This window comes from Pseudomonas sp. 18.1.10, from assembly GCF_024655625.1.
Classification (GTDB): domain Bacteria; phylum Pseudomonadota; class Gammaproteobacteria; order Pseudomonadales; family Pseudomonadaceae; genus Aquipseudomonas.
The window spans coordinates 38,780-59,163 of the sequence record NZ_JANLGL010000002.1 but is presented as its reverse complement, the minus strand read 5'-3'; the positions used below and the strand labels follow the sequence as shown (position 1 = coordinate 59,163).

The following is a 20,384-nucleotide window of genomic DNA, read 5'->3' as shown; positions in this document are numbered from 1 at the left end:
CACTGCCTCGAAATCAAGCCAGAGATAATGCAGGAGCTCAGCCGGCGCGTGAGACAAAGGATCCTTGGCCAAACGTATTCCTCGAGAGACGCAAATCTGGATACAGCGATCCACCATGATCCAAGACCGCCAAGCGATAGAGGAAATGGTGGAATATCATCTGAGCCCAACCCCTGACCGAAGGGTATCCCTTTGGTTACTGCTGATGATCGAGTCGCTATTCATGGATGACGCCGCTTCCCCTTCAGATGCTTTGTCCCGCCTTCAAAGGATCGTGCAGCGCAAACTTGGGCGCTGCCTCCTGCAATTGCAGCAGTACGAAAAGCTACTGAAAGCCATAGTCTCCCGTCACGAGTTGAATGGCCCGATAGATCAACTGGAAGCTATCCGAGAGAAGATGGCGAATGCTGTCCAGCAGAAGACCCTAGGCACACTGATGGGGATGCTGACTGATACCTATATGACCTCGCCTACGGTTGGTGATCGACCGCAGTCAACGCAAGTCGAAACAGACGACCAGACCTGGTTCAGCTATCGGCACGAGCTTCAGATGCCATCTGAAAACTACGAGATGACGAAGGTTGCCCTGCGGGAGCTGGTAGGTCTGCGCAATCAGCTGGTTCATCACTTTATTGATCGGTTCGATCTCTGGTCAGTGGATGGCTGCTCGACAGCGGATGAGTTCTTAGAGGAAAGCTATAAGACCATTCACCAGCACTACCTGAACCTACGTGACTGGGCCAAGGGCATGAATGAGGCTCAAGAGACCTTGGCCTTGTGGCTCCAAAGCCCAGCCGCTGAGGCGATATTCGATGCCGGCTCGATCCATGGATCGGTGGATGGCTCAGATCACGGCATATACGCCTGCTTGAAAGAGGCTGAGGCGAAGTTTGCCGAGGGCGGTTGGACTCACCTGGGTTGTGCCATTCGCTGGATCGGCATTTGCTACCCGGAACAAACTCCGAAACGGTATGGCTATAGCAGTTGGCGACAGATCCTCCACGAGTCAAAGCAATTCGAGACACGGATAGACCGAGCAGGACGTGAGCCTGCAGTCGTCTGGTATCGCGGGGCCCTCGAAGTCGTTGCGCCAAGCAGGAAATGTGTTGAACCAGAGGCTGCAGTGCGGACGACAAAGCGGATCCCCGATTGAGTTAAGATCCCAACTGACTCTCATGTGCGACCGAGGTCTGGTGCGACATAACCATGCGTAATTGCCCGTGAGTCGATTTGGAAGCCAAGCCGCGGAGGCGCTGCCCGGCACAGATGGGGACAATGATTTGAACATGGATGTGGATACTAGAGTTAGCGAGGCTATGGACGCCATCTGGGCCGTAGGCACAACGCGAGTGGGAGGGCTTTGGAAAGCACCTGAATTCGACGAGCTACAAAAGGCATGCGCCGCAAGGTATCAAGAGGGCAGGGTCACGTTTGGACTTACCTTTGCGCTGGATCATGCTCTCAAATCTCTAGGGCTCCCTTGTCTATCCTCAGGTGGCTCTCAGACCATCTCCTTCAATTCGAAACAGGCCTACACGTTGCTGGACGCGGCCTTCACCCGAACGACCACGCGGCGCAGATACATTTGCCCCCTTGATCTGGCCGAAGACATTCCGACGTTAAATTTTGGTGACGCGAGAACCGGTTACTTCACGGCGGCGCAATTGGATGAGTTGTTCGATAAGCCACGGCTCACCAGGTACTACCCAAACCTTTCATTCGACTCAAGCCGCTTCTCACAATTTCACTGGCTGGTGGTGGAGGAGGACGTCCCGGTAGCGGAGAGCGTGGGGGGCCGCTCGACCCCGGGTTTTTCGATGATGATGAGTCGTGATCTAGGCGAGATCGATCCCCATGAAAGCCGTTTCCCTCCGGCGGTCGAGCATGCTTTGTTCTTCCTGCTCTTGGCTCCTTGGGAGGACTGGTCATCCATGACTGAGGTGGACTGGCGGGGCTTTCGGATTCCGTGGATTTACCAGCTCGATGATGACTTGTTTGTTGCGCCCTCAGAGCCTCGTAACCCCGACTCCCTCTCGTGGGAGCCTAAGTTTCGCCACGACGAATGGGGCGAGGTCGAAGAAACAGAGGGCCCTGTGGTGCTGACGCTTACAGATGAGGCGAGTGAACAATTGTTGAGTCGAAACCAAGAGCACTGGTCGGAGTTCAGATATGCCTCCGACACCAGCCTGTTCGACACACCGGTGATTCATTTCCTGGTGCGTGCATTTTTGGCGAACGGTATCGATGAGTTCATGGCTCACCTCACCGTCGTGGAGGCAGCCCTTGGACTCCAGGCGGACTACAGACGCAGAGAGCGTGGAAACCACGTTGATAAGGGGCCTACCAAAAGGGTAGCGCTTCGCTTGGCTGCAGCCCTGGATGATCCAGGTGCAGCAGAAGTCTATGAAGAGCTGTTTGAACTCAGAAGCGCGTTTATTCATGGCCGCGGAGGTCTGGAGAAGATCTCGACCAACCAACGTATACAAGCCAGAAGGCTTGCAGCGAGGGCTGCTGCAGCACTGGTCAGGCTGGGCGGAGAATCCGGTCTATCGCGCGAAGTGGTGCTAGCTGAACTGCTTGATAAGGGGGTACGGCTTGCCGGTGGTGATGGACAATAAACCGATGACCGCAGCAGTGGGCAACTTGCGGATTTATAGATTACCGAAGGCCATCGAGCGGGCGCGATCGGCTGTATCCCCAGAGGGGATCACAGGGTATTTGCTGTGTGCCAGGGAGCAGCGAATTGGTGTGACCGGCTTGCTGTTCTGCGGTGAGGATCAAGGCCTACCTGACGGGGTAGCGATCAGTACGTCTCCTGTTCAGGATAGAGCTTGGGTTGAGGAGTACGAGTTGGTCATTACGATGGATGGGGTTTACGTAATCGCGCACCGGCAACAGGAGAATGGTGCTTTTGACCCGCTTGAATCCCTCCACTAATCCCGCTGTTGATTGCTGGTTAACGGGCAGCCTGGCGCTGCTCGCGTGCTGCCAAGGAGTTTGACATGGATGTAACCAAACACATCACAGACCTCGAAGTGATGGCAAAGATTTCCGCGCAAAGCAGCGGTACCTACCGCACTGCGCTCGAAGTTCTGACGCTTTACCCAGATTACGCGTTGACCACGTTTCGAAAGCTTCTTGAGCTAATGGTCTCACTGGTGGGCGACAAGCTAAGCCTGCCTTTCGGGAACCAAGACCTTTGCTGGCGTATCAACCACCTCCACGAATGCCAGCTGATAAGCCACGCCACCAAACGCGATTGTCACAGCATTCGTTTGTGGGGGAACCAGGCCGTGCATGCGTCACCTCAGGCGCTGGCACCGCTGCAGGAGAATGAGCAACCCTCATCGCAAACGGGCGACATTGAGCAAGCTAGAAAGGCTCGAGAGCTCTTCATGTCGGCGCTCTACGAATTTCACGGGCTGCTGATCGGCAACGCGCCCAAGCTGACAATCGTCCCTGCCGAGGTACCTGATCTCGTACCTGGGCAAGTAATAGGCAAGGCCATTGCGAGTGAGGATTCCTTTGACGCAAAGATGCAAGCCGGGCTCGTCCTCGAAGCTGAATGGCTAAGCGCTTGCGCCCGTGGTGGTCTGATTTCCACTCGAGTCAGCGCAGAACACGCAACAGCTCTCAAAACCATGGCTGTTGAGATGTATCGGTGCGCATGTGAGATCAGCGCACGTTTGGACGTATTGTCCATGGCGTACATTCAAGTCCACGGTGGCTCAGAGGCGTTGTGGATACAGCGTGCAGATACAGAGGCCCTTTATCGCTTCGGGAGTCTGGCCTACACCACCGAGCCGGCCACGGACATGGAGCGGCTCGCAACGAACGCGCTCAAGGAAGCCGCCACGCGTCAACATCCACAAGCGAGCGTCTACTACGGTGACCATCTACGGCACATCGGGCAGTTTGGCCAAGCTGAAGAAATGCTGACCTTTGCCGCGACGTCAGAGCAGTCGAAAGCCTACCTTGGTCTCTTTTTTCTCTACAGCGCACAAGAGTCTCCCTGCTATTCCCCTGAGCGTGCTGTGGCAATCCTTGAACAGGGTGTATCGCGAGACGATGCTGACTGTAAGTTTCAGCTCGGGGTGGTGCTTAACGAAGGGGAGCTCATTGATCAGGATAAAAAACGAGCGCGCCAACTGCTGACTGCCGCAGCGCAGCAGGGGATCAGGAGAGCAAGTGTGTATCTCAACTTGGTCGTCGACGATAGCTTCCAGAAGCACTTCCAGATGATTGGGCTCAGTATGTTGGCGGATCTGAATGCGGAACGTGAACAGTACAAGTCGTTGGATATTGGTCGTAACGATCCGTGTCCATGTTCGTCGGGGAAAAAGTACAAAAAATGCCATGGTGTTTGAGTTATGGCGCCCCCTAGGTGCTGCCGCAATTACGCCGTGTTTTGCCATCGAGACGACTGCAGAGAGCAGTCCCCGTGGAGGTCACGTGCTTTCACAACGACGGATGTGAACGCCAGGTAGGTCGTGCCAAACACCTTCCCTGGCCCCCTTCGGTAGAGCTGCAGGGCTTCGAAATGATGACCGCGCGAGCTTGATTCCACCGATCTGCCCATAGCTCCAGCCGGGGAAGGGCTGGGCAACACGAACCACTCAATATCAGGACACGTGATACATGCAAAAAACACCAGAGGATCGGGAGCCATTATCAGTGACGGTCTGCAATCCCTACATCCCGCCGAACGAGTATCGCCAAGGCGTCGTGGAGGCCTTGAGGTGCATCGGGCCATTTCTTAGCAAGTCGGCTTTTGAAGCCCTGGTGCTAAAAAAACTCCGGCTAGAAGATCCCAAACCTTCCGAAAAGCAGTATCTGCAGGCTGCGGTTGCGCTCACAGTTTGCACCCACTACGCGCGCTTCTTCCCAGAAGGGTTTGTGTACGAAGACAAGGTAATGCCGCCGCGGGACGTGGATTGCTCCTTCAAGAGTGAAGGGTACAAGTTCAACGTCGAAGTGAAGTGCGCCGACTACACCGCAAAGCAGAAAATTGACGAGAGCGGCGCCTTCATCATGCGAGCGGTGGGGCGGATGGATGACTATGGCGACGCAGCCACCATGTTGCAGGAAGTCTTTGCGAGCGGTGGTAATCAGCTCCTAAAGGGCCTGCACATGGACAATAAGCTGAAAGACTATCTGATGGACGCCCATGGCAAGTTCCCGGATGCGTCACGTGAGGGTGAGTACAACGTACTGGTCGTTGGCTGCGATGATCCGCTCGACATCATGCAATGGGAGGGATATCTGACCGGCTCCCAAGGGCTGTTCACCGATCAATCCTACGCCCCAACGGATGAGTACTCCAACGTCGACATGGTCGTCCTGACCAACCTTTACCACCGTCATAAGGCAGTGGAGAAGAAGGACAAATTGACCGCTCATTGGTGGTTTGGCGAGTCATTTTCGCTGTTGTACAAGAATCCTCGTTCAACCAAACCAGATTCGATGGCGCAGGCCTTCGCCAAAACCTTGCATTTCTACAACAACGATCTGGTGCAGTACCGGATGGAGGGTGACGCCCCCGAGCGCGATCTGCAGAGCCTGGCAATCCTGCATTTCGTGGGTAAGGTATTGCTGGCCAAAGGGCGTTACCTCTTCCAATCGGGTAAACCCAGAAAGCTCGAGTCAGATGAGGAAACGGTGCAAGCCGAAACCTGAGGGCCTCGTAATCCGGACTAGGACGTGGTTGACGCCAAGCTGACTTGCCTGCCATCAACCGTTCCTTGACTCAGTGCCTATGGTGATGTCGCGTTGAACATCACCATCAAGGCCGAAGCGATTGCCGAATCTCAGAACCCCGGTGCTCCGTCCTGCACCCATTTGCAGACCCAGCCATCAAGCTTGGTCAAGGACACGCTGTTCTTCAGCAACTGCAGGCTCACCTTGCGCTCATCGTCAGACAGCCCTCTGAGCGCCAGGATCAGGGCCCGACGATCCCACGAAGCTGTACCCGATACCCGCTGCTTTGCCTCCTTTGACCACGCACGGTTTCCTCTGGAAAGCTCGGCAGCAGTTGCGATGGCGGTGCCGCACCGTTGGACGTACTGCTTCAACACTGGCGTGTTCGCCCTCACATGCCTTGCAAGGTACCAGCCCATCCAAACCTTCGCGCTTTGGCTCTCCAGATGACCCTGACGACATGCATAGGTAAGAGCTGGCGCCAGCACAAAATGATCAGCAGGAGATAAGGCATCGAGATAGAGCGCTACGTCATTGATCACCGGCAGGTAGAACTCGAGATCTTCAGTCAGGAGAGGGGCAATCGTATAGTCCCGGGCATTCTTGGCTCGTCTGATGATGGCTCGCATCACACCCAGGTCGATCGCACCTGATTCTTTGACGCGCATGAGGGCTTCAGAGAGGCGTTCCCCAAGGCTGGAGCCATCGTCGTCATCCTGATCCTCGCCCTCATCCCCATCTTGTTCTGCCTCTTCGTCATGGTACTCACCGTACTGATTGCCGGCCTCAATGCTGCGCATCAGGTCGAGCTTTTCCAGCTGGTAGGCGTTTCTTAGCTCCACATGGAGGAAGGTCGAAGAGTCCTGAATCTTGGTCTTTTCTGAGACCAAGCCAAGCCTGTGCTGCTGGTGCAGGTACACCACCAGGTCTTCCAGGATGGCCTTCAGCTCAGCCTCGTCGTCGCTGAATATCCGGTAATCATCCACGTAACGAACATGCTCCAGTCCCCTGTGTGCAATGAACTGATCGACGTCTATCAACGCCGCTTCAGCCAGGATGATCGAGGCCGCAGGGCCAACAGGCAGACCTTGGGAGGACTTGATATTGAGCCGCATCAGGAACGACTCGATTTCCTTAGCCAAGGCAGGGCCGGCGCCGATTTCCTCCAGTCCATTGCGGATGCGGTGCAGGTAAATCTGGTTGTAAAAATCGCTGATGTCCGTGGACAGCACATAGCTATGTTGGCTGGCGAGCCGCTCACAGTTTTCACGATAGGTGTCAAAGCCCGAACCCCGAGAGAAGAAACTGTTGGAACTGACCTCGATACGGTAGGCGCAGGACACCTCCGGCCCCATGCGCGCCCGCTCGACCTTTTCGGCCACCAGGGAAACCAGGGCGGTGTAGATCAACGCGTCGAGTGGCTCGAGTTGATGGACGACTCGGCAGCCTCCCCGGGCCTTGTGCCACGGCAAGACGCGGGGCTGACTGCTCAAAACATCTTTCAGAGGCGTTGCCAGCAGGTAGGCTTTGACCTCATCCCAACAGTGCCAGACAGCCAGAAACTCGAAGGGCTTCGGGAAGAAGTCGGTGTCGTAGTAGGCACCGATGTGCCGGCGGGCGAATTCAAGCGCATCTTCCGTGAGCAGCATTTTATTGACCTTGAGTTTCGCTGGGAGGAGGTGACCCTCTACCGAGCATATTCGGGATTTCGCCAGTGGTCACCCATCCGGCCAGGTGTATGACCGAACTAGCCATGCGAGGCGCTGGATTTGCCCACATTCCCGTAGTCTTGGTGCAAACAGCTGATCTGCCCACAGCCACAAGTCTCCATCACAAGCGTAGTTTCGGGCCACAGAACATGAGCCAAACTGAGTTCGCAAATGGATACCTGCCAATCGTGACTGTCTGACGCCGACGTTGCCTGCTTGGTGCTACGGTATGGTTCTCTAGCAACCCATTCGAGAAATCCATATGACATCCAATCCGACATTCGATAACGAGTTACGCGTCGCGTTGGTTACGGGATCGACTTCCGGCATCGGCGCAGCCATTGCACGTGTACTCAGCCTGGCAGGCTATGCAGTGGTGCTCCATTCCCGAAATTCTGCGGATACGGGTCGCGCTATGGCTGCCGAAATGAATCAGGCTATTTACGTGCAAGCGGATCTTGCTATCGAAGCTGACAGGGTCAGGCTTGTTAACGAGGCTATCGCCGCCTGGGGGCAGCTCGACGTATTGGTCAATAATGCTGGTATTAGCAGAGTCATACCGCACGGCGACCTTGCCTCTGCCAGTTCGCAGGTGTGGCACGAACTTAATGAGGTTAATGTCGTGGCGCCGTTTCACCTTGTCGATTTGGCCGAGTCGGCATTGCGCGATGCCGCCCGTCTCCGCCGAGCAGGTTCCGTCGTAAATATCAGTTCGCATGCCGGTGTCCGTCCTAAGGGCGCCTCGATTCCCTATGCGGTAAGCAAAGCTGCGCTTAATCACATGACCCGCTTGCTCGCGGCATCGCTTGGGCCAGACATTCGCGTCAACGCTGTGGCGCCTGGCTTGGTCGACACGCCCCTGACCGCAGAGTGGGCAGAGGCCCAAGAGTTGTGGCGAACGCGCGCTCCTATGCGCAGGGCCGCTAGCCCAGACGACATCGCAAAAGCTGTCGTAATGCTGGTCGAGTCGGACTACTTAACCGGCGAGATACTCCTGTCAGACGGCGGCTTGAATCTGACCTAGCTCTAGCGTGCTCCGGTATAGGGTCGGCACCGGGACGAGTCACCCTGGCTCGTCGACTACCCCAAGGTCTGTGCCGTGTTGATCTGAGCCTCACTCGGGAATATGAAAACCAAACCAGCTAGCAGCGCGATTGGCGGGGGGGAGGGGGACGCCGTCCTGCTGCCCAGTAAGGGGCAGCAGGAGCAACTACGAGCTCGATCACCGCCCCTTTAGGGCTGGTGATATCTGTCAGGCAGGCCTACTGAAGGCCTCAGTTAACGAATGTCACCGACTTCTTGACGCGCTCGTCGACGCTGAGCGAAAAGACATCAGGTCGAGCGTAGTGGCCTACCACATCGAAGTCGTATCGAGCCTTGACCAATTCTGCGGTATCAATCTGGGCCACCAGGAGGCCGCGTTCATTGCGCATCGGGCCTGCGAGCACTTCGCCCATAGGCCCCACGATGATGCTATTGCCTTGGATGAGCGGGCGATTCTCTTCCCAGCTAGGGACATTGATGCCCAATTCGCTTGGAGAGGGTTGAATTTGGCAGGCGCTTACCAAGAAGCACCGACCCTCATGAGCGATGTGCCGCATGGATGCTTGCCAAACATCACGCTCATCCACCGTTGGGGCGCACCAGACCTCAACACCTTTGGCGTACATGGCTGTGCGCAGCAACGGCATATGGTTTTCCCAGCAGATCGCGGCTCCGATCTTTCCAACAGACGTCGGGAACACGGGGAGGGTAGAGCCATCACCCTGGCTCCAGATCAGCCGCTCCGTCCCGGTCGGCATCAGCTTGCGATGTTTCCCGATGAGACCATCTTCCGGCGAGAAGAAGAGCGCAGTGCAGAACATTGAACTGCCGGCTCTCTCGATAACGCCCACGACCAGATTTGCTCCGGTTCTTTGGGCCAAACCCTCCAGCTCCACGGTTTCCGGGCCGGGAACATCAATAGCGTTGTTGAAGTATCGTTCGAACGCTTCGCGCCCTTCCGGCAAGCGATACCCAAGGTAGGTGCCAAAGGTCTCGCCCTTGGGGTATCCACCCAGGATTGCTTCTGGCATGACCACCAACGAAACACCCGCATCAACAATGGCCTTCTCGTAGGAGAGGATTTCCTCAAGAGTTTTGGCTTTCCCTTCTGGGTGTGAACCTATCTGAAGCGCAGCAACGGAAGAAACGGTCATGACGTGGCCTCGTATACGGATGATTTGCACCATGGTGGCCCTAGGCACTAATATCAATCAACTCACAGATTGATGCATCTGTTATGAATGAAATTAATATCGAATCGCTTGACCTCAACCTCTTCAAGGTCTTTGAAGCGCTGTATGAGGAGGGGGGTGCCGGGCGTGCAGCCATACGGCTTGGAATTACACAATCGGCCGTTAGCGCAGCGCTCGGACGCTTGAGAGTCGTCTACGGCGATCATCTGTTTGAACGGACGGGGCGGGGGTTGCGCCCAACTCCCAAAACTGAAGAGTTGCGGCCCCTGATAGCGATGGCGCTGGAGAAATGCAGGCAGAGCCTTCAGGTCGTGAATTCCAGTAGCGGATCCTTTAATGGCCGGACTGTCACATTGGGTCTATCAGATGACTACGAGATGGCCATTGGGCGCTCGCTCATTGATTCCGTGAATTCTGTCGCTGCAGGGCTGAGGCTCATTTTCAAGCAAACACACAGCATGCTGAGCAGTGATGCCCTGATGAGCCGTAGCATCGATATCGCCCTGACGTCCGGGTCAGTGGCGTCCAGAACCCTGGGCCGCCGGGTCATCGGCACAGGGGGATATGCATGCGTTGTGGCGGGGCGAGACAGGGATTCAGACCGTATAATTGAGCTGAGTGATTACCTGGAAAGAGGCCACATCCTCGTATCCTCCGGTGGTTTCGTGGGCCTGGTAGATGAGGCTCTCGCTGCAAAATCATTGAGGAGGCGGATTGAAGCCTCCACGACTCATTTTGCAGCGTTACCTCATTTGATCTCAGAGAGTAGCTGCGTCGCAACGCTCCCAAGGCATGCCGCGCATGCCCTTTCCAGAACCACTCGACTCGTCTCGGTGGACTGCCCGATCAAACTTCCTAGCTATTCGGTCGAGCTTAGCTGGCGCGCGGACAGCGTCCGAGATCAGGCGATCCAACTGGTAAAGGAGCTGGTCACCCAAGCCGTCAGGGGACTGCCAGCGGGAGACCTCGACATCGGAGTATAGGAATCAGCAACGCCCCGGTGGCGACGCTCGACTTATACCCACCTTGACTCAACAAATCGCTGATGTTCGGCGGCCGCATGCTCCTGAGTTACCGCCTTGAAACGCAGCTTGCTCCCCGTACTCATCTGCGAAAGGCGCGCAACTGATATCGGCGTCAGCGCCCCAATGCGGGGATAGCCACCGATCGTTTGGCGGTCATTCATCAGGATGATTGGCTGACCATCTGGCGGTACCTGGATCGCTCCGAGTGGGATGCCTTCTGACACCAGCGCCTGTCCGCAGTAATCCAATGCTGGCCCTAGTAAGCGAATGCCCATCCGATCAGCACGCGTGTCAACTTCCCAGTCGCTATTGAAAAAGTCGAAGGTTGCCTGACCACTGAACTGCCCTAGCTGTGCTCCGATGACCACGTCCAGCGGGAGATTCAAGGAAGGGGGGAGGAGCAATTGTGGATTCACAACGCGCGAGATCTCCGACCTGGTCGAAAACTGGAGAATATCGGCTGCTCTGATCGCTCCCCCGTCTCCCAGGCTTCCTCCCAATCGCTCTCGCGCTACAGTCGAGCTACTGCCCAGCGTCTGGGGGACATCAAAGCCTCCGGGTACGGCGATGTAGGCTCGCTGGCCAGACAGAGGGTGAGAAAGGGTCAGGGTCTCATTTTCTTTGATTTCAAACGAGGTGTTGGCCTCGACCTTGACCCCGTTGATAGTCGCGTTGAGATCGGCGCCGGCGATTGCTAACTGGCATCTTTGTGAGCTTTTTAAACAAAACCCGCCCATGGCGACTTCGATCACCGTTGCGTTAAGCTCGTTGCCCAACAGCCAGTTGGCCCACGACATCGAGACCCAGTCAGCAGCTCCGCCCTGCGTGACGCCTAGGTGGCGAACGCCAAAGCGACCTTGATCCTGAAACGTGCAGAATGGGGTGCTCTTTTCAACGATCAGCTGGTTCATGACAGGGCCTCCAAGGGTGTCGCATCTCCGCCAAGTCGCAGGAATTCGGCCCGATCAATCGGAACAAATTGAACGGTGTCACCTGGCTGGAAAAGGCTATACCCCTCGATGGCAGGGTCGAATAATGTGGTGGGTGTACGCCCTAGAATGTTCCAGCCTCCAGGGGACTCGGCTGGATAGACGGCTGTTTGCCGCTCGGCTATGCCGACACTTCCAGGCATGACCCTTTTTCGAGGGGTGCTCAGTCTTGCAGTCGCCAGTACCTCAGGCACCATGCCCATGAACGCGAACCCCGGGGCAAATCCTAACGCGAAGACGTGATAGTGCTGCTGGGAGTGAAGCTCGATGACTTCTTCTACCGATCTGTTAATTTGTTTGGCGAGCAGCTCAAGTTCTGGGCCCACGGTGCGGTCGTACCAAACCGGAACTGGATGGTGACGACCCGTCGTTGATGCAGCTGGTGCCAGGTCACTCAATGCGCTTCGTATGACTTGTTTGGCCTGAAGGGGGTTAACCAGGGCCAGATCGAAGTGGATCATGATGGTGGTGTACGAGGGCACAATATCCACGAGACCATTCGAGAAGGCAGCGCTGAGGCGCGTCTGCGCTGCGAGAATCCAAGGCATGTTGGCTTCGTCGATGAGGTCAAACAGACGTACCATCAAACAGTCGATGGCTACGACTTCTACGTTGTACTTCATGGTCGACCCGCCTGAGAGAGCGCTGCTCGTATGAGCTGGATAGCGTCGATCGAGCTCTGGTTGTCGCCATGCACGCATAAGGTATCGGCCACGATCCCTATCTCGCTACCGTCGTGGGACTTGATGGGCTTCCCCGACCCGATCCGCGTTGCCTGCTCGATGATTTGAGCCACCTCATGGTAGGTGGAACCCTGGATCGACCTCGGCACTAACTAACCCTTAGATGTATAGGCCCGATCAGCAAACGCTTCGAACATGAGCCTAACGCCATACTCATTCGCGATGGACTGAGACAGTTCGTTGTCGACTGTGGAGAGGATCATGACCGCTACATCCGCGTCGTACTCCTTAACCGCAGACAGTACTGCCCTCAGTATTTCTGGGTTGGCCATCATGTCGTTGTACAGGGCTCCGTGGGGCTTCACGTATTCGACACGGCCACCTTGTGCGCGGCAAATACCATCCAGGGCGCCGATCTGGTAATGGAGCAAGTCGCGGATCTCCTCGGGGGAGCATTTCATTGACCGCCTACCAAAGCCATTCAGATCGGGGTAAGCCGGATGCGCGCCGATCGTCACACCGTGCCTCAACGCGAGACCAACTGTTTTGCGCATGACAGATGGGTCTCCGGCATGGAAACCACACGCTATGTTTGCGCAGTCAATGAACGGCATGACTTGCGCATCCATCCCCATAACCCAGGCACCAAAGCTTTCGCCGATATCGCAGTTCAGCAGCAATGTGGAGGAGGTGAGCTGTTTGTCCTGTGCGTCTTTATTCATCTGGAAGTACCTTGCAGCGGCGATGCTGGTGAAAATCAAGATTCGTTAATGTCCATCAGCGCGTCCGTCAATTCCTGTAGGTCAGGGGCTGTAGGAAGATGCTGGATGGCTTCGATGATTCTGTTTATGGCCTGTAACTCAAAGCGGGTGCTGAGTAACGTGCGATGCTTACGCGCGAACATCAGCTGCTCGTAGTCCGAAGTGTTTGGGCCAGGCGTTCCTGCGGGAGTGGTACACAGCGCTCTATGTGTCGAGCCATTCACGAGCTCGATGGTCACAAGGGCAGGGATGCGATTGACGTTACGCCCTGAGGTGAGGAATTCGGCGGTCATCACCGGATCCTCCACCAGCGACACCTTGCTCATCATTTCCCGTGCAAGGCGGCGATCCACTTTTCGATTGGAAGGCTGAGGTAGCGATTGAGTGTCGAAATGCTCAACGCAGGTTGGCCTGGGTTGGCCCACCACAGAATTGCGCTTCCCTGACGGAGCAGGGCGGTTCGCTCGCAGGTTAGCGTGGGGTCAAGTTTTGTGGCCGCTGCCAATACACTCAACAACCGCTGAGCGTCGCTTTCCATCGGAACCATAGGCCTTCCGAAATGCGCGCACACAACGCCAGTGGGCCATGCGCTTCAAAAATCACCGTTAAAATGCCGACGTTGAGGCTGGTTCAATATTTGTGATAATGCAAGTTGCTCCGCCTAACGGAGCCTTGAAATCGGCCATATGTCAGCAAGGAGCAAGATAATGACGCAGCACGGAAGGCTTCGCTCTCAGGGCGATTTTCCAAATAAACGCACCGTGGAGTACGCGACCATCCTGGTTGACCTCGCGCATTGGCTCATGCCCGCGAATCTCAAAAATCCCCACTATGACGACGAGGACATCGTCACGGGCTTGTACGTATCGCCTACAGGTCGGCTGACGTTCAACACCCTTTACCTGGAGGACGTTGCGCTGGCGCAACAGTTTGCAGCCCACGTCGATCGTGTCTTCTCAGCGCGAAATTATGCAGGTAGGTATGCCTTGAGAGTCGAGGTCACAACAACCACCCAGACGGTTACAGCGACCAAGCTACGGATGCAGCACTCTGAAAAAGTTCGGCAAGCCTTAGCCGATCAGCTATAGCGCGACGTCAAGATCGAGCCTTGGCTGCCCACAGCCCTGGAACGTACGCCGGCGACAGTAGTGGCGATAAGCAACCTTCAAGTTGCGGCCCGCTGAGAAGTGCGGCTGAATAGACGACTTTTACAAAATTGCCCGCGGAGCCAAGGATGACCCCTACCAAACGATCACCATGCCCGGATTTTCTGCTTCGCTACCAAGCTGACGCTCCGGTGGATGACCTCTTGGCTCTATACGAAGGTGTGTCGACTAAGTCCGGGCGCGGGATGCCGGTCGTATTGGATCGTCATCGTCGGGAAATTGTGGATCTTCTAAGCAATGCGTTCCGCGCTAGCTGCTGCTATTGCGAGACTGCTACTGACAAGGGGGAAATTGAGCGCTTCCGTCCCAGGCGCATCGGTGGGCGGGGCGCCTACACAAGCGAGCAGCCATATGCCCACTTGGCGTTCGACTGGCGCAATTTGTATTGGGCATGCCCGACCTGCAACCGTTACAAGGCCGACCGGTTCCCCGTCGACGGCGAGCATGCTCCGCCGAACCTCAGCTATGACGAGATCGTGGATTGGGAGAGACCTCTGATCATCGACCCATGCCGAAATGATCCTGATGAGCACCTCCAATTCCTAGAGGGTGGGTTGGTCATGCCTCTCAGTCATGTCGGCGAGCAGACGATCAAATTGTTTGCTCTCAACCGAACGCAACTGGTCAGCGCACGCGCCGATCAAGCAAAGCTTTTCAGCTTTTCCACACACGATGAGCGTGTGTCGCGCGCCGCTGGTGGTGGCGCACATCGCGCGGTTTGGCGTCAGTTGCTCAACACCTATAAAGCCCCCTCCGACTTTGCTGCGAAAACGGATCGACCTCCCTCGAAGGTGCCTTTAGTAAATACGGAAACGGGCGAAGGCATAGACACCTATCTGGATTTTGCGCAGTACGTGTCACGGATCCAGATAACGAATTTTGGGCCAATCGCGCACCTCGATCTAGACCTGAGCCGCTCCGAGTCTCCTCGAGCGCCATGCTTTGCGCTGCTCGGAGAAAATGGGGTTGGAAAAAGTACTGTTTTACGCGCCCTGGCGCTCTGTCTCGCTGGCAAGAGTTACGCAGGACGCATGAGGCTGTCGAGCAACGACCTCCTCTCAGAAGGCGCATTGCAAGGGGGTGTGTCTGTTTCTATCGTAGGCGCCGAGCACGATGTATCGATAACACTGGGCCGCGACAAGCCGTTGCTGTTCAGTGAAAAGGGTTCGAGGTCTCTGGTGTTAGCCTACGGGGCCACGCGGCTCTTGCCGCGGGGAAGTCATAAGCCCAAGGCAGGTAAAGCTCACGCAAAAATCGATAACCTATTTGACCCTTTCCTTCCTTTGAGCCATCCGGCTGAGTGGTTGGAGCAGTTGTCCCCACACCGTCTCGATGAGGTTAATACGGTGTTGTCGAGTCTGATGCCACAGGAGCACCAGGTGCAGGTCGTCCAGGATGGAAGGGGCGGGGACGTTCGGCTCTCAATCGGAGGATCTCGAGCCAGGCTCATCGGGGAGCTGAGTGATGGTTACCAATCGATGCTTGGCATGGCTGTGGAGATCATGAAGGTTCTATTCCGCTCGGAGACCTCCATCGAATCGGCCGAAGGCGTCGTCATAATCGACGAACTGGGAAATCATTTTCATCCAGCGTGGCGACTTCAGTGCCTAAGCGCTTTGCGGCAAGCTTTCCCAAGGGCCCAATTCATATACAGCACTCACGATCCGCTGTGCCTGAGAGGGCTCTACGACGGAGAGGTGGCTGTCTTGATGCGCGACAAGACTGGTGCGATCTACGCTCTCGATGATCTACCATCCGTTGCGGGCCTGCGGGTGGATCAGCTACTTGCCTCGGAGCACTTCGGCTTGCGCAGCACGGTTGATCCGCAGATGGATCTCATCATCCAGCGCTACGAGCTCCTCATGAAGAAACGCAAGCGAACCAAGGCAGAACAGGTCGAGCTTGACTCCCTTATCGAGCGTCTGACGGATGCCCGATACCTCGGTTCCACGCGTCGCGAGCGACTGGCGCTGCAGCTCCTTGATGCCGATCAAGAGGATCAGCCCCCTGCGCATACCACAACGAGCGCTCGGGAGCTCTCTGACGCCACGGTCGCGCGGCTTAAGAGTTTGATGGCAAAGGTGGCGAAACCGACTCCGGCTGATGAGGGGGAAGGGAGATGATCAAATTGGAACGCCCCAACGGAAGCATCCCTGATGGTCTGCTGTTAGCTGGCCTTCGTGAGCGCAGAGCAAACCGCAAGGCACTAGCTGCCGGGGTTGAGTTGAGCTTTGAGGCGTATAGAGCCAAATCAGTGCGACAAAGGCTTGCCGAGATATTTGGTCGCAAATGTGTTTTTTGCGAATCATCCCTGCTCGGCACTCAGCCCGGCGACATCGAGCACTACCGCCCCAAAGGTAAAATCGCGAAAGATGTCGAGCTGCCCTTCAAGCCCAAGCCAGCGAAACGATCAAAGAGGGGGGCTGTTAATAATGCGCCCGTGCACGATGGCTACTGGTGGTTGGCTGCGGAGTGGAGCAACCTCCTGATCTCCTGCGCAGATTGTAATCGCCCGAGAGAGCAAGAAGACTTTGACAACCAGAAACGAGTGATCGGCAAGTCAAACTTCTTCCCAATTGCGGCACACAGCGCCCGAGCCCAGCGGGCAGGTGCGTTGAGGGTCGAAGTCCCCTTATTGCTGAACCCCTGCTTGGACGATCCAGACGATCACCTGGTCTTTAGCGATAACGGAGCTGTCGAGCCCGTAAAAGTGAATGGTGTGGTCTGCAAGAAGGGTGAAGCGAGCATTCATTACCTCGGCTTGGCTCGGGCGGAGTTGCTGCAAGCTAGAGCACGACATGGCCGGAGCGTAATGAGCTGCATACGACACATCAAGCGCGCGTTAGGGGATCGTGTTGACCCTGGCGAGGATCTCACCGATCTAATGGCCATGTTGAACTCTGGCGAACCCTACGTTGCCTTCACACGCACCCTCGTTAAGCTTCATTTGGAGCCTCACCTGCCGACGCTTGGGCTGTAGGAGCTGCTATGGCCGGGTGGAGATCACAGTCATCAAATCACCGGGCTTCTGGGCGTCGCTCCAATTGGGCAACGCCTACATTACCCGGAGACGCCGATTTGGCGGCCAGGCCGCCAAACGACACGCCCGAGTCAACATATCGAAGCGCCGACTTCATGTCCTTCCAGCCGACATAGCCCATCAAGCTTTTGATATCCCATCCATTGGCCGATGCCCAGGTCGCAAAGCCTCGTCGCATGGAATGGGTGCTATACAGCTCCTCAGGCAGTCCAGCTTCCTTGAAGATGCGGCGCAACATGGGGATTAGGCTGTGTGGGCGGATGGCCTTGTCCGACAGATTGCCCCATCGATCCAAACGCCGGAACACGGGGCCTGCGGCGATTCCCGCAACAGTGATCCAATCGATGTAGGCCTCAACCGGGCAGAGCATCGTTAGTGCTGGCGTCTGGAAGGTTGCCCCTTCGTGCTGGCGATCACCTTTGGTGTAAGCCAGGAAGAACGTGATGCCCTCACCGCTATAGGCTTTTGTGTTCTCCACCGTGAGCCTGGCCAGCTCATCTCCGCGGAAGCCACGCCAGAAGCCAATCAGCACCATTGCAATCGAGCGTCTGTGCCGCAGGAGGGTCTTGTAGTCACCGCGATCCAGCGCGGCGGCAGCCTCAGACTCCAGCCACCTTACGGATTGCTCCAGATGCTTGAGCAGGAGCGGGGCTGCTTGCTTCACTTGGGCGGGATGCACCACTCGGATGCCCTTGATCATCTGGCGCACGTCGGGTGTCTTGGTGGGATCTGGAAACCCTTGGGAGATGTGCCACTGCGCCAGCGCTGCCAGCCTTTGCTTGAGTGTGCTGATCGCGTGCTTGTCGGCGTACTCGGCCAAGTAGCGAACAATCCCATCACCAGTCGTGGGCAGGTAGCCGCCCCACGTCACTTCGAAGTGCTCGATTGCAACCCGGTAGCTCTTACGGGTGTTCTCGCGGGTGCCCGCCTCGAGGTACCGATTAGCCTTGTCCATCGCCCTTAGCCTTCAAAATCCGCGTGATCCCAGCATTCCACACTTTTACCGGTGCCTAAAGACCGTTTCGTCAGTAAAGAAGCCATAAGTCTCCATTATGTGCTCATAGGAATCAGAGCTCAATCGATAACATATGCTAGTATCATGAAACGTAAGTACATGACATGTAACACGGTATGAAATCGTAGGAGATCCCATGGCCCGTGGCGGTATCAACAAGGCAGTCGTGCAAAAAGCGCAGCAAGCGCTGCTGGCTAGAGGGCTGAATCCCAGCATTGATGCGGTGCGTGTTGAGCTTGGAAACACCGGCTCTAAGACCACCATTTCGCGGTACCTTAAGGAGCTGGAATCACTCAGCCCTGGCCGTGTCGCGCCACGGGAGCGACTCGGCGAGCAGCTGACTGGGATAGTGGAAACCCTGCTGGATAGGCTTATGGAGGAGGGCGAGGAAGCACTTGCACAGGCTCGCTCGTCCTTTGAGCTTGAACGCGCAGAGCTGAATAAACTGATGTCCGAGCTCACAGCCGAGTTCGACAAAGCCCAGCAGCAAATCGCAACAATGCAGTCAGCGCTCGAAGCCCAGGACGCAGAACTTCAGACGACTCTGTCCTCACTTCAAACCGAACTGCTGCGCAATGCGGGCCTCAGCCAACGCTGTACAGCCTTGGAAACAATCGTCACTGAAAAGGACACCCGGATTCAGTCGCTGGAAGAGAAACATACTCACGCGCGCGGTGCATTGGAGCACTATCGCGAGTCGGTCAAAGAGCAGCGAGATCAAGATCAACGCCGGCACGAATCGCAGTTGAACGAGATGCAGGTTGAGCAACGGAAGCTGCGCGAGACGCTTGCCGTGAAGCAGGACGAATTGACCCGGCTGAATCGGGACAATGAACGTTTGCTTGCTGAGGCCAGGCAGCAGGCAAAGACACTCCATACCCAGCATGCGCAAATAGGTTCACTCACCGGTGAGATTCAAGAACTGACAAAGAGTGCAGCCAAGTCAGCTGGGGTCGCTGAACACCTCCTGGAGGAGCTCTCCGCAATGCGGAAAGAGACTCACACGCTCCGGCAGTCCGCGACCGAAGCCGAATCGAGAGAGCAAAAGGCCTTGGAGCTCGTAGCCAGTGTCCAGAACAAGCAGCTACTCGAAAGGCAGGGCAGGGATGCTGAGACTGCGCAAACTTTGGAGGCCGGTGAAAAATCATCGAGCGAGCCCACGACCTCTTCAACGTCTCGCAGGAAAAAAACATGAATACGTCCACAGTGAATCCGCGAAGAGTCGGCGAGTGCTCAACGAGCTTGAAACTGGCGCACCAACGCCTTAGCCAAATGCTGATGGACGACAGTAATTGCTTCTCTCCGCTGGTGACAGTAACGCGCATGGGCGGCCTGCAACATGCTTCCGATAGGGCAATGACCTGCCCCTCACGAAATAGTCGTTCGGCGTGATTCGTGACCCTAAACCTCGGACAGCTTCAGAAAAACTGTTCTTGATGCGACAAAACGTTCAAATTTGCGACAACTTTACCACCCCACCCCCTTGAAACTTTTAAAGCGCGACGGAGCTTTATATTTGAGGGCAAAGAAAAAGCGGTGTTGACCCAGGCAGCGCGTTTCGGCTGACACAACGCCGGTTTTTAGAACTGATTCTTGCGGATTTTGTGACGCTATCTGGAGGGCTGAGCGCAATCTTGGTCGGACGTCGTGAGGGTAGGGCACTTGGGGAGATCGCCTTCTTTGCAGCCGAAAGGCTGCTGCTTACTCTTTGTCTACAAACAACAATCGTTTTTTTGAAAAAAACAATATATTGTGGTTTTTGTAATATACTTATCTATATGTTGTGTTTTTAAGGTCGGATGAGGTGATTTTTGGGCGTTTTGCTTTATGAGGATAGGTGCCGATCTGGAGACGGCCATTTGGGTGGTAGCGTCGCAAGTGTATGGCCCCTCTCTGAAGAGTACGATTGCACAGGCCCTGTCGCGATATCGGCGCAGCCCCGGTCACGATGACATGACTCGCCTGTACTCCGGCCCGATCGGGCCTGAAGCCTTCGAGGCGCTAGGCTTAGCGCTTGCCCAGGCCATGCCAAATCGCGGCCCCGACCAGATCGGCTATCTAG

General features: G+C 56.0%; 16 protein-coding genes and 1 pseudogene. 10 read left to right on the top strand and 7 right to left on the bottom strand.

All coding sequences use genetic code 11. The features are described from left to right. The first annotated feature begins 115 nt into the window (after positions 1-115). The 4 genes from NUV89_RS00645 (at position 116) to NUV89_RS00630 (ending at position 5,676) form a co-directional block, all read left to right on the top strand. The gene (locus NUV89_RS00645; RefSeq protein ID WP_257779899.1) at positions 116-1,153 is read left to right on the top strand and encodes an OST-HTH/LOTUS domain-containing protein; all 1,038 of its coding nucleotides are present in this window, start codon (positions 116-118) and stop codon (positions 1,151-1,153) included. Positions 1,154-1,316: 163 nt separating this feature from the next. After that, a complete protein-coding gene (locus NUV89_RS00640) occupies positions 1,317-2,618 on the top strand; it encodes a hypothetical protein (protein WP_257779898.1) in 1,302 nt (433 codons plus the stop codon). Positions 2,619-3,002: 384 nt separating this feature from the next. Then, a complete protein-coding gene (locus tag NUV89_RS00635; protein WP_257779897.1) occupies positions 3,003-4,367 on the top strand; it encodes an SEC-C metal-binding domain-containing protein in 1,365 nt (454 codons plus the stop codon). A gap of 271 nt (positions 4,368-4,638) precedes the next feature. Continuing rightward, positions 4,639-5,676 (top strand): hypothetical protein, encoded by a 1,038-nt coding sequence (locus NUV89_RS00630; RefSeq protein ID WP_257779896.1) that lies wholly within the window; start codon positions 4,639-4,641, stop codon positions 5,674-5,676. Between the two features lie 131 nt (positions 5,677-5,807). Here the strand turns inward: NUV89_RS00630 and NUV89_RS00625 are convergent, their stop codons facing one another. Then, positions 5,808-7,346, bottom strand: coding sequence for an RNA-directed DNA polymerase (locus NUV89_RS00625; protein ID WP_257779895.1), 1,539 nt, complete (start codon positions 7,344-7,346; stop codon positions 5,808-5,810). 322 nt (positions 7,347-7,668) lie between these two features. Between NUV89_RS00625 and NUV89_RS00620 the strand changes: the two genes are divergently transcribed. Next, positions 7,669-8,430, top strand: coding sequence for an SDR family NAD(P)-dependent oxidoreductase (locus NUV89_RS00620; RefSeq protein ID WP_257779894.1), 762 nt, complete (start codon positions 7,669-7,671; stop codon positions 8,428-8,430). 250 nt (positions 8,431-8,680) lie between these two features. Here the strand turns inward: NUV89_RS00620 and NUV89_RS00615 are convergent, their stop codons facing one another. Further along, positions 8,681-9,604, bottom strand: a complete 924-nt coding sequence (locus NUV89_RS00615) for a carbon-nitrogen hydrolase family protein (protein WP_257779893.1) — start codon at positions 9,602-9,604, stop codon at positions 8,681-8,683. 83 nt (positions 9,605-9,687) lie between these two features. On the opposite strand from NUV89_RS00615, the gene NUV89_RS00610 reads away from it, so the two are divergent. Beyond that, on the top strand, positions 9,688-10,626 hold the full coding sequence (locus NUV89_RS00610) for a LysR family transcriptional regulator (protein ID WP_257779892.1): 939 nt from the start codon (positions 9,688-9,690) through the stop codon (positions 10,624-10,626). A gap of 32 nt (positions 10,627-10,658) precedes the next feature. Here the strand turns inward: NUV89_RS00610 and NUV89_RS00605 are convergent, their stop codons facing one another. The 4 genes and pseudogenes from NUV89_RS00605 to NUV89_RS00590 form a co-directional block, all read right to left on the bottom strand. Beyond that, a complete protein-coding gene (locus NUV89_RS00605; protein WP_257779891.1) occupies positions 10,659-11,579 on the bottom strand; it encodes a biotin-dependent carboxyltransferase family protein in 921 nt (306 codons plus the stop codon). Then, the gene (gene pxpB, locus NUV89_RS00600) at positions 11,576-12,280 is read right to left on the bottom strand and encodes a 5-oxoprolinase subunit PxpB (RefSeq protein ID WP_257779890.1); all 705 of its coding nucleotides are present in this window, start codon (positions 12,278-12,280) and stop codon (positions 11,576-11,578) included. The genes NUV89_RS00605 and pxpB overlap by 4 nt, the downstream gene beginning before the upstream one ends. Continuing rightward, positions 12,277-13,062: pseudogene (locus tag NUV89_RS00595) on the bottom strand (5-oxoprolinase subunit PxpA). The gene pxpB and the pseudogene NUV89_RS00595 overlap by 4 nt, the downstream one beginning before the upstream one ends. Before the next feature lie 35 nt (positions 13,063-13,097). Next, complete coding sequence (locus NUV89_RS00590; protein ID WP_257779889.1) at positions 13,098-13,427, bottom strand: hypothetical protein; 330 nt, start codon at positions 13,425-13,427, stop codon at positions 13,098-13,100. A 381-nt stretch (positions 13,428-13,808) separates the two neighbouring features. Here NUV89_RS00590 and NUV89_RS00585 point away from each other — a divergent pair, with 381 nt between their 5' ends. From NUV89_RS00585 to NUV89_RS00575, 3 genes are all read left to right on the top strand, one after another. Beyond that, positions 13,809-14,189, top strand: coding sequence for a hypothetical protein (locus NUV89_RS00585; protein ID WP_257779888.1), 381 nt, complete (start codon positions 13,809-13,811; stop codon positions 14,187-14,189). A gap of 146 nt (positions 14,190-14,335) precedes the next feature. Further along, positions 14,336-16,390, top strand: a complete 2,055-nt coding sequence (locus tag NUV89_RS00580) for an AAA family ATPase (RefSeq protein ID WP_257779887.1) — start codon at positions 14,336-14,338, stop codon at positions 16,388-16,390. After that, positions 16,387-17,247 (top strand): hypothetical protein, encoded by an 861-nt coding sequence (locus NUV89_RS00575; RefSeq protein WP_257779886.1) that lies wholly within the window; start codon positions 16,387-16,389, stop codon positions 17,245-17,247. The genes NUV89_RS00580 and NUV89_RS00575 overlap by 4 nt, the downstream gene beginning before the upstream one ends. Before the next feature lie 37 nt (positions 17,248-17,284). Here the strand turns inward: NUV89_RS00575 and NUV89_RS00570 are convergent, their stop codons facing one another. Next, a complete protein-coding gene (locus NUV89_RS00570) occupies positions 17,285-18,262 on the bottom strand; it encodes a tyrosine-type recombinase/integrase (RefSeq protein ID WP_257779885.1) in 978 nt (325 codons plus the stop codon). 196 nt (positions 18,263-18,458) lie between these two features. Between NUV89_RS00570 and NUV89_RS00565 the strand changes: the two genes are divergently transcribed. Then, entirely contained in the window at positions 18,459-19,517 is a 1,059-nt protein-coding gene (locus tag NUV89_RS00565; protein ID WP_257779884.1) for a DNA-binding protein, read from the top strand. Positions 19,518-20,384: the final 867 nt, after the last annotated feature.

Coding starts and splice junctions, on each gene's coding strand:
- NUV89_RS00645 (WP_257779899.1), top strand. CDS start 116: ATGATCCAAGACCGCCAAGCGATAGAGGAAATGGTGGAATATCATCTG.
- NUV89_RS00640 (WP_257779898.1), top strand. CDS start 1,317: ATGGACGCCATCTGGGCCGTAGGCACAACGCGAGTGGGAGGGCTTTGG.
- NUV89_RS00635 (WP_257779897.1), top strand. CDS start 3,003: ATGGATGTAACCAAACACATCACAGACCTCGAAGTGATGGCAAAGATT.
- NUV89_RS00630 (WP_257779896.1), top strand. CDS start 4,639: ATGCAAAAAACACCAGAGGATCGGGAGCCATTATCAGTGACGGTCTGC.
- NUV89_RS00625 (WP_257779895.1), bottom strand. CDS start 7,346: ATGCTGCTCACGGAAGATGCGCTTGAATTCGCCCGCCGGCACATCGGT.
- NUV89_RS00620 (WP_257779894.1), top strand. CDS start 7,669: ATGACATCCAATCCGACATTCGATAACGAGTTACGCGTCGCGTTGGTT.
- NUV89_RS00615 (WP_257779893.1), bottom strand. CDS start 9,604: ATGACCGTTTCTTCCGTTGCTGCGCTTCAGATAGGTTCACACCCAGAA.
- NUV89_RS00610 (WP_257779892.1), top strand. CDS start 9,688: ATGAATGAAATTAATATCGAATCGCTTGACCTCAACCTCTTCAAGGTC.
- NUV89_RS00605 (WP_257779891.1), bottom strand. CDS start 11,579: ATGAACCAGCTGATCGTTGAAAAGAGCACCCCATTCTGCACGTTTCAG.
- pxpB (WP_257779890.1), bottom strand. CDS start 12,280: ATGAAGTACAACGTAGAAGTCGTAGCCATCGACTGTTTGATGGTACGT.
- NUV89_RS00590 (WP_257779889.1), bottom strand. CDS start 13,427: ATGAGCAAGGTGTCGCTGGTGGAGGATCCGGTGATGACCGCCGAATTC.
- NUV89_RS00585 (WP_257779888.1), top strand. CDS start 13,809: ATGACGCAGCACGGAAGGCTTCGCTCTCAGGGCGATTTTCCAAATAAA.
- NUV89_RS00580 (WP_257779887.1), top strand. CDS start 14,336: ATGACCCCTACCAAACGATCACCATGCCCGGATTTTCTGCTTCGCTAC.
- NUV89_RS00575 (WP_257779886.1), top strand. CDS start 16,387: ATGATCAAATTGGAACGCCCCAACGGAAGCATCCCTGATGGTCTGCTG.
- NUV89_RS00570 (WP_257779885.1), bottom strand. CDS start 18,262: ATGGACAAGGCTAATCGGTACCTCGAGGCGGGCACCCGCGAGAACACC.
- NUV89_RS00565 (WP_257779884.1), top strand. CDS start 18,459: ATGGCCCGTGGCGGTATCAACAAGGCAGTCGTGCAAAAAGCGCAGCAA.